Annotated in this window: 11 protein-coding genes; 8 read left to right on the top strand and 3 right to left on the bottom strand. The window is 57.9% G+C overall.

Annotated features, from left to right (window positions below; translation table 11 throughout):
* The first annotated feature begins 123 nt into the window (after positions 1 to 123).
* The 3 genes from cysJ to AC1RKC_RS18335 all read left to right on the top strand — a co-directional run bounded on the left by cysJ (position 124) and on the right by AC1RKC_RS18335 (position 4,443).
* Complete coding sequence (cysJ, locus tag AC1RKC_RS18325; RefSeq protein ID WP_493092674.1) at positions 124 to 1,923, top strand: NADPH-dependent assimilatory sulfite reductase flavoprotein subunit; 1,800 nt, start codon at positions 124 to 126, stop codon at positions 1,921 to 1,923.
* The gene (gene cysI, locus AC1RKC_RS18330; protein ID WP_046374493.1) at positions 1,923 to 3,638 is read left to right on the top strand and encodes an assimilatory sulfite reductase (NADPH) hemoprotein subunit; all 1,716 of its coding nucleotides are present in this window, start codon (positions 1,923 to 1,925) and stop codon (positions 3,636 to 3,638) included. The genes cysJ and cysI overlap by 1 nt, the downstream gene beginning before the upstream one ends.
* 70 nt (positions 3,639 to 3,708) lie before the next feature.
* Positions 3,709 to 4,443: a phosphoadenylyl-sulfate reductase gene (locus AC1RKC_RS18335; RefSeq protein ID WP_020825257.1), complete on the top strand. Its 735-nt coding sequence runs from the start codon at positions 3,709 to 3,711 to the stop codon at positions 4,441 to 4,443.
* Between the two features lie 61 nt (positions 4,444 to 4,504).
* Here the strand turns inward: AC1RKC_RS18335 and AC1RKC_RS18340 are convergent, their stop codons facing one another.
* Positions 4,505 to 5,581 carry an aminopeptidase gene (locus tag AC1RKC_RS18340; protein ID WP_493092675.1) on the bottom strand — a complete coding sequence of 359 codons (1,077 nt, stop codon included), beginning with the start codon at positions 5,579 to 5,581 and terminating at the stop codon, positions 4,505 to 4,507.
* Positions 5,582 to 5,841: 260 nt separating this feature from the next.
* Between AC1RKC_RS18340 and cysG the strand changes: the two genes are divergently transcribed.
* The 5 genes from cysG (at position 5,842) to AC1RKC_RS18365 (ending at position 10,663) form a co-directional block, all read left to right on the top strand.
* On the top strand, positions 5,842 to 7,272 hold the full coding sequence (gene cysG / locus AC1RKC_RS18345; protein WP_493092676.1) for a siroheme synthase CysG: 1,431 nt from the start codon (positions 5,842 to 5,844) through the stop codon (positions 7,270 to 7,272).
* Between the two features lie 9 nt (positions 7,273 to 7,281).
* Positions 7,282 to 8,190 (top strand): sulfate adenylyltransferase subunit CysD, encoded by a 909-nt coding sequence (cysD, locus tag AC1RKC_RS18350; protein ID WP_020825260.1) that lies wholly within the window; start codon positions 7,282 to 7,284, stop codon positions 8,188 to 8,190.
* Positions 8,191 to 8,201: 11 nt separating this feature from the next.
* Positions 8,202 to 9,629, top strand: coding sequence for a sulfate adenylyltransferase subunit CysN (gene cysN / locus AC1RKC_RS18355; RefSeq protein WP_392455291.1), 1,428 nt, complete (start codon positions 8,202 to 8,204; stop codon positions 9,627 to 9,629).
* Positions 9,568 to 10,260: an adenylyl-sulfate kinase gene (gene cysC, locus AC1RKC_RS18360; protein ID WP_261159022.1), complete on the top strand. Its 693-nt coding sequence runs from the start codon at positions 9,568 to 9,570 to the stop codon at positions 10,258 to 10,260. Before cysN ends, cysC begins: the two co-directional genes overlap by 62 nt.
* An 85-nt stretch (positions 10,261 to 10,345) precedes the next feature.
* Entirely contained in the window at positions 10,346 to 10,663 is a 318-nt protein-coding gene (locus AC1RKC_RS18365; protein ID WP_020825263.1) for a DUF3561 family protein, read from the top strand.
* Between the two features lie 52 nt (positions 10,664 to 10,715).
* Here AC1RKC_RS18365 and AC1RKC_RS18370 read toward each other — a convergent pair whose 3' ends face one another.
* Together AC1RKC_RS18370 and AC1RKC_RS18375 are read right to left on the bottom strand one after the other, a co-directional pair.
* Positions 10,716 to 11,438 (bottom strand): amino acid ABC transporter ATP-binding protein, encoded by a 723-nt coding sequence (locus AC1RKC_RS18370; protein ID WP_020825264.1) that lies wholly within the window; start codon positions 11,436 to 11,438, stop codon positions 10,716 to 10,718.
* Complete coding sequence (locus tag AC1RKC_RS18375; protein ID WP_044554269.1) at positions 11,422 to 12,141, bottom strand: amino acid ABC transporter permease; 720 nt, start codon at positions 12,139 to 12,141, stop codon at positions 11,422 to 11,424. The genes AC1RKC_RS18370 and AC1RKC_RS18375 overlap by 17 nt, the downstream gene beginning before the upstream one ends.
* Between the last annotated feature and the right edge of the window lie 7 nt (positions 12,142 to 12,148).

Genomic DNA, 12,148 nt, shown 5'->3' on the forward strand with positions numbered 1-12,148 from the left:
GTGCTCGGTAACCTTACAAACTCTCCTGATCTTTTCAGGACCGCAGACTGAACGAAAAGACAGCGACTGACACTGGCGAGCACCTGGCTGGATAGGTGCCAAGTATAGGAAATAAGTACTGCAATGACGACTCAGGCTCCTCCAACATCGATGCTCCCGCTGACACCCGAACAGCTGGCGCGCCTGCAGGCGGCGATTGGTGAATATTCACCGACGCAGCTGGCGTGGCTGTCAGGTTATTTCTGGGGAATGGTTAATCAACAGCCTGGTGCGGTAGCCATTGCGCCGCCTGCAGCCGCTGCCGCCAGCATCACGCTGATTTCCGCCTCGCAGACCGGTAATGCTCGCCGCCTGGCGGAACAATTGCGCGACGATCTGTTGGCCGCCAAGCTGAGCGTCACGCTGGTTAATGCCGGCGACTACAAATTCAAGCAAATTGCCCAGGAACGTCTGCTGGTGATCGTCGCCTCCACCCAAGGGGAAGGTGAGCCGGCGGAAGAGGCGGTTGCCCTGCATAAATTCCTGTTCTCCAAGAAAGCGCCGAAGCTTAACGAAACCGCGTTTGCGGTCTTTGGCCTGGGGGACACTTCCTACGAAAACTTCTGTCAGTCGGGTAAAGATTTCGACGGCAAACTGGCCGAACTGGGCGCTGAGCGTCTGGTCGAGCGGGTAGATGCCGACGTGGAATATCAGGAGCTGGCTACCGCCTGGCGTAAACAGGTGGTGGAGGTGTTGAAAGCGCGTGCCCCGGCTGAAAATGCCGCACCGGGCGTGCTGGCCAGCGGCGCGATTGACCTGATCGACAGCAGCCCGTACAGCAAAGAACAGCCGCTGAGCGCACAACTGGCAGTGAAGCAAAAAATTACCGGCCGGGCCTCAGACAAAGACGTGCGCCATATTGAAATCGACCTGGGTGATTCTGGTCTGCGTTACCAACCGGGCGATGCGCTGGGCGTGTGGTTCGATAACGACCCGGCGCTGGTGGATGAACTGGTGCAACTGCTGTGGCTGAAGGGCGACGAACCGGTGGAAGTGGAAGGAAAAACCTTGCCGCTTTCGCAAGCGTTACGCAGCCATTTTGAACTGACGCAGAACACCGCGCTAATCGTCGATAAATACGCGGCTCTGTCGCGCGACGAGAAGCTGATTGGTTTGTTAGCGGATAAAGCCGCGCTGCAGCATTACGCGCACAACACGCCGATTGTCGACATGGTGCGACAGGCGCCAGCCGATCTTAACGCCGAGCAGTTGATTGGCCTGCTGCGTCCGTTGACGCCGCGCCTGTATTCCATCGCCTCGTCGCAAGCCGAGACTGAAAACGAAGTGCACGTGACCGTCGGCGTGGTGCGTTACGACATCGAAGGGCGCGCCCGCGCAGGCGGTGCCTCCAGTTTCCTGGCCGATCGGCTGGAAGAAGATGGTGACGTGCGGGTGTTCATCGAACATAACGACAATTTCCGCCTGCCGGCCAACCCGGAAACTCCGGTGATCATGATTGGGCCAGGCACGGGCATTGCGCCGTTCCGCGCCTTTATGCAACAGCGTGATGCTGACGGTGCCGGCGGCAAGAACTGGTTGTTCTTCGGCAACCCGCACTTTACTGAAGACTTTTTGTATCAGGTCGAATGGCAGCGCTATGTGAAAGATGGCCTGCTGACCCGCATCGATCTGGCCTGGTCACGTGACCAGCAGCATAAAGTCTATGTCCAGGACAAATTGCGCGAACAGGGCGCGGAAGTGTGGCGTTGGATCCAGGAAGGCGCGCACATTTACGTCTGTGGCGATGCGAACCGCATGGCAAAAGACGTGGAAAACACATTACTGGAACTGGTGGCCGAGCACGGTGGCATGGATACCGAGCTGGCGGATGAATTTTTAAGTGAGCTGCGCCTTGAGCGCCGTTATCAGCGAGATGTCTACTGATGAGTGATAAACACCCGGGGCCTCTGGTGGTCGAAGGCAAATTGGCCGATGCCGAGCGTTTGAAGAAAGAAAGCAACTTCCTGCGCGGCACCATCGCCGAAGACTTGAAGGACGGCCTGACCGGCGGTTTTAACGGTGACAACTTCCTGCTGATCCGCTTCCACGGAATGTACCAGCAGGACGACCGTGATATCCGCGCCGAACGCGCCGAACAGAAGCTGGAACCGCGCCACGCCATGATGCTGCGTTGCCGTCTGCCGGGGGGAATTATCTCCCCACAGCAGTGGCTGGGCATTGATAAGTTCGCGCAGGAAAGCACGCTGTACGGCAGCATCCGCATCACCAACCGTCAGACTTTCCAGTTCCATGGCATTGTGAAGGGCAACGTTAAGCCGGTTCACCAGCTGTTGGGTCGTCTGGGATTGGACGCGCTGGCTACGGCTAACGACGTCAACCGCAACGTGCTTTGCACCTCTAACCCGGTGGAGTCCGAGCTGCACCAGGAAGCCTACGAGTGGGCGAAAAAGATCTCCGAACATCTGCTGCCGCGTACCCGCGCCTATGCTGAAGTGTGGCTGGATCAGGAAAAAGTGGCGACCACCGACGAAGAACCGATCCTCGGGGCGACTTATCTGCCGCGCAAGTTCAAAACCACGGTGGTGATCCCACCGCAAAACGACGTCGATCTGCACGCCAACGACATGAACTTTGTCGCTATTGCCAAAAACGGCAAGCTGGTGGGCTTTAACCTGCTGGTAGGCGGGGGCCTGTCGATTGAACACGGCAACAAGAAAACCTATGCGCGCAAGGCCAGCGAATTTGGCTATATCCCGCTGGAGCATACGCTGGCGGTCGCGGAAGCGGTGGTAACCACCCAGCGCGACTGGGGTAACCGTACCGATCGCAAGAACGCCAAAACCAAATACACGCTGGAACGCGTTGGGGTTGATACCTTCCGTGCCGAAGTGGAAAAACGGGCCGGTATCACCTTTGAACCGATCCGCCCGTACGAATTTACCGGCCGCGGCGATCGCATTGGCTGGGTTAAAGGCATTGATAACCAGTGGCACCTGACGCTGTTTATCGAGAATGGCCGTCTTCTGGACTATCCGGGACGCCCGTTGAAAACCGGCGTTGCCGAGATCGCCAGGATCCATAAAGGGGATTTCCGTCTGACGGCCAACCAGAACCTGATCGTTGCCGGCGTACCGGAAAGCGAGAAGGCGAAGATCGAAGCGATCGCTCGTGAACACGGATTGATCGACGACGGGGTCAGCGTGCAGCGTCAAAACTCGATGGCCTGCGTATCCTTCCCGACCTGCCCATTGGCGATGGCGGAAGCCGAGCGTTTTCTGCCGGCGTTCGTCACTAAAGTGGAAGGGATCCTGCATAGCCACGGTGTGGGTGACGAGCACATCGTATTGCGCATTACTGGCTGTCCGAACGGCTGTGGCCGCGCGCTGTTGGCGGAGATTGGCCTGGTCGGTAAAGCGGTTGGCCGCTATAACCTGCATTTGGGTGGCAACCGGGAAGGTACGCGTATTCCGCGCATGTACCGTGAAAATATCAACGAAGAAGAAATTCTGCGAGAGATTGACCAACTGGTGGGCCGCTGGGCCACAGAGCGTAACGCGGGCGAAGGCTTTGGTGATTTCACTATTCGCGCCGGGGTGGTCAAGCCGGTAATTGATTCGGCGCAGGATTTCTGGGACTGACGCCGTTTGGCCCCGCTTTCACCGGGGGCCGATCCGCGCGGTATGATTCAAGCATCAGGAGGCTGGCAACATGGCTGAATTCGATCTGGCGGCGCTGAATGCGCTGCCCAAGTCTGGGCAGGCGTTGGCACTGGCGGTAGTTAATGGCCAGTTGGAAACGCTTTCCGCCGAGCAACGCGTGGAATGGGCGCTGGAACATCTGCCCGGCGAGTTTGTGCTCTCTTCAAGTTTCGGCATTCAGGCAGCGGTATGCCTGCATTTGGTTACGCGGATCAAACCGGACATTCCGGTGATCCTCACCGATACCGGCTATCTGTTTCCGGAAACCTATCAGTTTATCGATCAGCTGGTCGACAAACTGAAGCTGAACCTGCAGGTGTTTCGTGCCGAGCAGTCGCCCGCCTGGCAGGAGGCTCGCTACGGGAAACTGTGGGAGCAGGGCGTTGAAGGTATCGAAAAATATAACCTGATCAACAAGGTTGAGCCGATGAACCGCGCATTGGAAACTCTGGGCGGGCAAACCTGGTTCGCTGGCCTGCGCCGCGAACAATCCGGCAGCCGCGCCAATCTGCCGGTACTGGCGGTGCAACGTGGGGTGTTCAAGATCCTGCCGATTATCGACTGGGACAACCGCAAGATTTATCAATACCTGACCGAGCACGGCCTCAGTTATCACCCGCTGTGGGAACAAGGCTATCTGTCAGTGGGGGACACTCACACCACGCAGAAGTGGGAACCAGGCATGAGTGAAGAAGAAACCCGTTTCTTTGGCCTGAAGCGTGAGTGTGGCCTGCACGAAGGCTAATCACGTATCAACATCGTCAAAGGGCTCAGCATTCGCTGGGCCCTTGGCGTTTTCAGAGAGACTACTTTTTCTGTTTTTGTGCTTTGGGTGGGTGCGCCTGAGCCAGTTCTTTCATCAGCGGCAGCAAAATCTGCACGCTCTCGCGGCTGCGCTTGTCGATGCGCCCTGGCAGATTGCGTTCCAGATATTGCAGGTTATCGTACTGCGGGCGATGCCAGGTGATGCCCTGCGGGAAGTGCGGGCTCACGGCGCGTTGCTGATAACCGTCTTTATCGCCCAGTGACCAGTTGGTGGCTTCGACCGACAGCACCGGGATACCGGCTTTATCAAACACTTCCTGATCGGAACAGCAGCCGGTGCCTTTCGGGTGTGCTTTGCTGCCCGGGTTGGTGGCGGCAGCGATGCCGTAGCGGTGGGCAATATCCAGTGCGCGATCGCGGCTCTGTTTCGCCAGCTTTGGCGGCGTATTGAGACCGGCGTTGAAATACAGGCGATCGCCGGTAATCAGGCTGTCGAGGTTAACCACCAGTAGGGTATTGCGTTTCTCTTCGTCGCTCATGCGTTGCAGGTAGTTCTGCGCGCCCAGCGAACCCAGTTCTTCGGCGCTGGTGGCGACAAAGCGCAGGCCGTAAGCGGTGGGGATGTTCTTAAGACGCTCCGCCAGTTCCAGCATCACGCCGACGCCAGAGGCATTGTCGTCGACGCCCTGCAGCGTCAAGCCGCCGAGATTGTTGTCCAGATCGGCGTCGCTTCGCGGCGTGTAGGTATCGAAATGCGCCACGATCAGAATCTGCTGAGGAAGGCTGCCATTTTTAGCGGCGATCACCGAGCTGGCGGTGATGTTATTCCAGTTCTTCTTGCCGTCTTTACTGGTGTACAGATAGCGGGTGTTGAAACTGCGGATATCGCTCTGATACCCCATCTTGCTGAACTGCTGTTTCAGATAGTCTGCGGTGAGCAATTCTGCCGGGCTACCGGCCATGCGGCCAGGAAAATAAGTGGCGATGTGGCGAGTCTGCTCGGCGGCGAATTTGCCCATCGGGGCCTCTTTTGCGGGCTGAGTGGCGGCCGAAACGCTGAAAACACCGCCGAGCGCTGCCACCAGCAGGCCGGTCTTCAGGTAAAAACGGGAAAACATACCGAAAAATCCTTCTTTGATATCGACAAGACCGATTATTTTTGCGGTGTCCAGTATGAGACGGTCGGCAAGATTAAACAATTTCTCCCGCTCTTAAATTTGGCGTAAATGCGCAAACCTTAGTCGCAATTATCGCCGGTTAAGCCGTGTGCTGCGGCCTATATTCCATAAAGTAACTAGTCATTCCTTTTCGTCATTTCAGAGGCCAAATCTCAGCCCGTATAGTCACACTATCATTCTGCATATATGAAAAGGCTGTTGTGGACTATCTACCTATATTTGCCGACCTGAAACAACGCCCGGTGTTGGTCGTTGGCGGCGGCGAAGTGGCTGCGCGCAAAGTGGATCTTCTCCTGCGCGCCGGGGCTGAAATACGGATAGTTGCGCAGTCACTCTCACCCATACTCGAAGAACTGCATCAGCAGGGGCGCATCCGCTGGCAGGGGCAGGCTTTTGCCGCTCAGCAACTGGATGAGGTGTTCCTGGTGATTGCCGCAACCGACGACAGCGCGCTGAATGCCGAGGTATTTGCCGAAGCGGATAAACGCCGGGTGCTGGCTAACGTGGTCGACGATCAGCCGCGCTGCTCGTTCATCTTTCCGTCGATTATCGATCGTTCACCGCTGGTGGTTGCCGTCTCTTCCAGCGGCCAGGCGCCGGTGCTGGCACGTATGCTGCGTGAAAAACTCGAAGCTTTGTTGCCCGCCAGTCTGGGGCAGATGGCGGAGGTGGCCGGGCGTTGGCGCGGCCAGGTAAAACAGCGACTGAATGCGATCGGCGAACGTCGTCGCTTCTGGGAAAAAACATTCGGCGGACGTTTTGCCACGCTGGTGGCCAATGGCCAGTCCGCACAGGCCGAGCGGCAGTTGGAGCAGGATTTACAGCAGTTTGCCCAGGGCGGCGAAGGCACCCAGGGCGAAATTGCGCTGGTGGGCGCAGGGCCGGGCGACGTGGGGTTATTGACCCTGCGCGGGCTGCAGGTGATGCAGCAGGCCGATGTGGTGCTCTACGACCATCTGGTCAGCGATGAGATTCTGGATCTGGTGCGTCGCGATGCCGAGCGCATCTGCGTGGGCAAACGTGCCGGAGCACACTCGGTGATCCAGGAAGAAACCAACCGCCTGTTGGTGGAACTGGCGCAGCAGGGCAAGCGCGTGGTGCGATTGAAAGGCGGAGATCCCTTTATCTTTGGCCGCGGCGGCGAAGAGCTGCAGGTGGCCGCCGCTGCGGGCATTCCGTTCCAGGTAGTGCCGGGCGTTACCGCGGCGGCCGGCGCAACGGCCTATGCCGGCATTCCGCTGACGCACCGCGATCATGCGCAGAGCGTGACTTTTATTACCGGCCACTGTCGTCCCGACGGTGACGGGCTGGATTGGGCAGACTTGGCGCGAGCGCGTCAGACTCTGGCTATCTACATGGGCACCATGAAGGCGGCGGACATCAGCCAGCGCCTGATAGCCCACGGCCGCGCGGCCACCACGCCGGTGGCGGTGATCAGCCGCGGCACGCGTGCGGATCAGCTGGTGCAAACCGGCACGCTGCAACAGCTTGAAAAATTGGCTCAACAGGCACCTTTGCCGGCGCTGCTGGTGATCGGCGAAGTGGTAGAGCTGCATCATCAAATTGCCTGGTTTGGGCATCAACCGCAGACGGAAGGGGCATCGTGGCCCGCCGTCGTGAATTTGGCTTAAGGATCTGTTATGGACGAAAAACGACTCACTCATTTGCGGCAATTGGAGGCGGAGAGTATCCATATCATCCGTGAAGTCGCCGCTGAATTCGGCAACCCGGTGATGCTCTACTCCATCGGTAAAGACTCTTCCGTGATGCTGCATCTGGCGCGTAAAGCCTTTTTCCCGGGTACGCTGCCGTTCCCGTTGCTGCATGTGGATACCGGTTGGAAATTCCGTGAAATGTACGAATTCCGCGATCGCACGGCGAAAGAGTACGGTTTTGAACTGCTGATCCACAAGAACCCGGAAGGCGTGGCGATGGGCATCAACCCGTTCGTTCACGGCAGCGCCAAGCATACCGATATCATGAAAACCGAAGGCCTGAAGCAGGCGCTTAACAAATACGGTTTTGATGCCGCCTTTGGCGGTGCCCGCCGTGACGAAGAGAAGTCACGCGCCAAAGAGCGTATCTATTCATTCCGTGACCGCTTCCACCGTTGGGACCCCAAAAACCAGCGTCCGGAGCTGTGGCACAACTACAACGGCCAAATCAACAAGGGCGAGAGCATTCGCGTGTTCCCGCTGTCGAACTGGACCGAGCTGGATATCTGGCAATACATTTTCCTGGAAAAAATCGACATCGTGCCGCTGTATCTGGCAAAACCGCGCCCGGTGGTAGAGCGCGACGGCATGTTGCTGATGGTGGACGACGATCGTATCGATCTGCAGCCTGGCGAAGTGATCAGCCAGCGCATGGTGCGTTTCCGCACGCTGGGCTGCTGGCCGCTGACCGGTGCGGTGGATTCCGAAGCGGAGACGCTGCCGGAGATCATCGAAGAGATGTTGGTGTCCACCACCAGTGAGCGCCAGGGGCGGATGATCGACCGCGATCAGTCCGGCTCGATGGAGCTGAAAAAGCGTCAAGGGTATTTCTAAGGAGCCGCCGGATGAACAACGCAATTGCACAACAAATCGCTGAGCAGGGTGGGGTCGAATCTTACCTGCATGCGCAGCAACACAAAAGCCTGTTACGGTTCCTGACCTGCGGCAGCGTCGATGACGGCAAAAGCACCCTGATCGGCCGCTTGCTGCACGATACCCGTCAGATCTACGAAGATCAGCTGTCTACGCTGCACAGCGACAGCAAACGCATCGGCACCCAGGGCGAGAAACTGGATTTGGCGCTGCTGGTCGATGGCCTGCAGGCCGAGCGCGAGCAGGGCATTACCATCGACGTAGCCTATCGCTATTTCTCGACCGAAAAGCGCAAATTTATTATTGCCGATACGCCGGGGCATGAGCAGTACACCCGCAATATGGCGACCGGGGCCTCGACCTGCGATCTGGCGATCCTGTTGATCGACGCACGCAAAGGGGTGCTGGATCAAACCCGCAGGCACAGTTTTATCGCCACGCTGTTGGGCATTCGCCATCTGGTGGTGGCGGTCAATAAAATGGACCTGGTGGATTACCAAGAGTCGGTGTTCGAACAGTTTAAACAGGATTATCTGACCTTCGCCCAACAGTTGCCGAACGATCTGGACATCAAGTTTGTGCCTTTGTCGGCGCTGGATGGCGACAACGTGGCCAGTGAAAGCGCCCAGATGCCTTGGTACAGCGGCCCGACGCTGCTGCAGGTGCTGGAGAGCGTGGATGTGATCAGCGAACGCGAGACGCAACCGCTGCGTTTCCCGGTGCAGTATGTCAACCGTCCTAACCTGGATTTCCGGGGCTATGCGGGCACGCTGTCCGCGGGTGTAGTGCGCGTCGGACAACGCGTGAAGGTATTGCCTTCCGGCGTGGAATCTTCCGTAGCGCGTATTGTGACCTTTGATGGCGATCTGCAGGAAGCGGTGCCGGGCGAGGCGATCACGCTGGTGCTGGCAGATGAAGTGGATATTAGCCGCGGCGATCTGCTGGTCGATGCTGGGGAAACCCTGAAAGCGGCGCAAAGCGCGCTGGTGGACGTGGTGTGGATGGCTGAAAAACCACTGTTGCCGGGCCAAAGCTATGACATCAAAGTGGCCGGCAAAAAGACCCGTGCGCGGGTAGAAGGCATACGCCACCAGGTGGAAATCAACTCGCTGGCGCAGCATCAGGCGGACACTTTACCGCTCAATGGTATCGGTCTGGTCGAACTGACCTTCGATGAACCGCTAGTGCTGGACAGCTATCAACGCAACCACGATACCGGTGGGCTGATCTTTATCGATCGCCTGAGCAACGTCACCGTGGGGGCTGGCTTGATCCGCGAAACCTTGCAGGACGCTCAGGCATCAGCCGGCGACTTCAGCGCATTTGAAATGGAACTGAATGCTCTGGTGCGTAAACACTTCCCACATTGGGGCGCGCGCGACCTGCTTGGGGGAAAATAACGTGACCGACGCTCAACTGCGGCCGACCGGGCCGGATGATGACAACGTGGTCTGGCATCCGCATGCGGTAACGCGTGCGGATCGCGAAGTCCGCAACGGCCACAAAGGCGTGGTGCTGTGGTTTACCGGGCTGTCCGGCTCGGGCAAATCTACCGTCGCCGGCGCGCTGGAACAGGCACTGCACGCCCATGGTGTCAGCACCTATCTGCTGGATGGCGACAACGTGCGTCACGGTCTGTGCCGCGACCTCGGTTTTTCCGACGACGACCGGCGCGAAAATATTCGTCGCGTGGGCGAAGTGGCGAAACTGATGGTGGACGCCGGCCTGGTGGTGTTGACCGCTTTCATTTCCCCACATCGCGCCGAACGGCAGATGGTGCGTGAACTGCTGGATGAAGATCGTTTCATCGAGGTGTTTGTCGACACGCCTTTGGCGGTTTGTGAAGTGCGCGATCCGAAAGGATTGTACAAAAAAGCCCGTGCCGGCGAGCTGCGTAATTTCACCGGTATCGACTCGGTTTACGAGGCGCCACAACGGCCGGATATTCACCTTGATGGCCAACAATTGGTAACAAATTTGATTGCGCAATTGTTAGACGTGCTGCGTGGTCGGGCTATTATCAAACCCTGAATTCAGAAAAGCGTGTGGCGTTTTTGCGCCATACGCTTTTTACGCTAAGCCCGCCGGAGAGCGCGCCGAATAACCAGGGATCGCTATGCAAAATGTCTCGCCTATCTTGATTGACGCAAACCAGGAGAAAGAGGAGCCCTCTTACTCGTTCCTGGGCGGTGTCTGTGGCTTTGTTTTCTACTGGCTGGCCTTCGCAGTGCCGTTTTTGGTTTACGGCTCCAACACCCTTTTCTTCCTGCTCTACACCTGGCCGTTCTTCCTGGCGCTGATGCCGGTTTCGGTGCTGATTGGCATCACGCTCAGCATGCTGCTGCGTGGTCGGTTGATTTTTACGCTGTTGCTGACCGGGACCATCGTTCTGTGCCTGTTCTGGCTGGTGTTCAGCTTTTTGACCGGTTGGTGAGGGAAAGGGCGCAGTCGCCTGCGCCCGAAGCATTGCAAAGCCGTGCCGAAGGTTACAAAACTTTGCTCAGAAAAGCCTGAGTGCGCGGATTGGCCGGGTGGCTGAAAATCTGCTGTGGCGAACCTTCTTCCTGAATGATCCCTTGATCGATAAACAGCACCCGATCGGCCACCTCACGGGCAAAGCCCATCTCATGCGTCACCACCACCATCGTCATGCCTTCGTGCGCCAATGACTTCATCACCGCCAGCACTTCGCCGACCAGCTCGGGATCCAGTGCGGAGGTCGGTTCGTCGAACAGCATGATTTTCGGTTCCATCGCCAGCGCGCGAGCAATGGCGACCCGCTGTTGCTGACCGCCGGACAGGCTGTTGGGATAAGCGTCGATTTTGTCCAGCAGGCCCACCTTTTGCAGCAGCGCCTCTGCCCGCAGTATGGCCTCTGCGCGCGACAGCTTTTTCACGCCCATCGGCGCCATGATGATGTTTTCCAGCACCGTCATGTGCGGGAACAGGTTAAAGCGTTGAAACACCATGCCGACGCTCTCACGCATTTTATTGAGATCGGTTTTCTGGCTGTGTATGGCAAAACCGTTCACCAGGATCTCACCGCCGGACAGCGTTTCCAGCGCATTGATACAGCGCAGGAAGGTACTTTTACCGGAGCCGGACGGGCCGATGACGCAGACCACTTCGTTGGCTGCGATTTCGCAGGAAATACCACGCAGCACGTGGCTTTCGCCGAATTGTTTTTGCAGGTTATGTACGCGAATCACTTTTCCCGAACCTCTTTTCCATGTGTTGCACCATCAGCGAAAGCAGGAAGGTGAGGACCCAATAGACCAGCGAAATGGTCAGGTAGGGCTCCCAATAGGTGGCATAGGCGCCGGAAACCGTGCGGGCGGCATAGGCCAGATCGGCAAGACCGATGGCGGAGGCCAGCGAAGAGTCTTTGACGATGGCAATGGCATTGTTGCCCAGCGGCGGCAGCATGCGGCGAAACGCCTGCGGCAGGATCACTTTGCGCATGGTTTTGCCGTAGCTCATGCCCAGCGAACGTGAAGCTTCCATCTGACCGCGATCGATAGACTGAATGCCGGCGCGGAAAATTTCCGAGACGTAAGCACCCGCGTTCAGCGTAATCGCCACCACGCAGGAGAGAAATGCGCCGTAATCGGAGCGCAACGCGCGGGCGAAATCGGTGCTCATTAGGCCGCTGGTGACCAGCAGACCGTCACGTGGGTTGATAAACAGCGGTACCAGCGCGAAATGTACCACCATAATCTGGACAAACAGCGGCGTACCGCGGAAGGCGCTGATGTAGATGCGCACCGGCCACTGAACGCCGTAATGCAGTATCGGTTTCCAGATGCCGTGTGGTGCCTGCGCCAGACGGCCGAGCCCGAGGAGCAGCCCCCAGGTGGTGCCCAGTATCACGCAGATAATGGTGCATTTGATGGTCATCCAGGCGCCTTCCATAAACAGC

The organism is Serratia sp. GW822-FHT06E05, from assembly GCF_058799445.1.

Excerpts from the sequence above, each read along its gene's own strand:
- cysC (WP_261159022.1), top strand. The coding sequence starts at position 9,568 with ATGCTCTGGTGCGTAAACACTTCCCACATTGGGGCGCGCGCGACCTGC.
- AC1RKC_RS18335 (WP_020825257.1), top strand. The coding sequence starts at position 3,709 with ATGGCTGAATTCGATCTGGCGGCGCTGAATGCGCTGCCCAAGTCTGGG.
- AC1RKC_RS18365 (WP_020825263.1), top strand. The coding sequence starts at position 10,346 with ATGCAAAATGTCTCGCCTATCTTGATTGACGCAAACCAGGAGAAAGAG.
- cysJ (WP_493092674.1), top strand. The coding sequence starts at position 124 with ATGACGACTCAGGCTCCTCCAACATCGATGCTCCCGCTGACACCCGAA.
- cysN (WP_392455291.1), top strand. The coding sequence starts at position 8,202 with ATGAACAACGCAATTGCACAACAAATCGCTGAGCAGGGTGGGGTCGAA.
- AC1RKC_RS18375 (WP_044554269.1), bottom strand. The coding sequence starts at position 12,141 with ATGGAAGGCGCCTGGATGACCATCAAATGCACCATTATCTGCGTGATA.
- AC1RKC_RS18340 (WP_493092675.1), bottom strand. The coding sequence starts at position 5,581 with ATGTTTTCCCGTTTTTACCTGAAGACCGGCCTGCTGGTGGCAGCGCTC.
- cysD (WP_020825260.1), top strand. The coding sequence starts at position 7,282 with ATGGACGAAAAACGACTCACTCATTTGCGGCAATTGGAGGCGGAGAGT.
- cysI (WP_046374493.1), top strand. The coding sequence starts at position 1,923 with ATGAGTGATAAACACCCGGGGCCTCTGGTGGTCGAAGGCAAATTGGCC.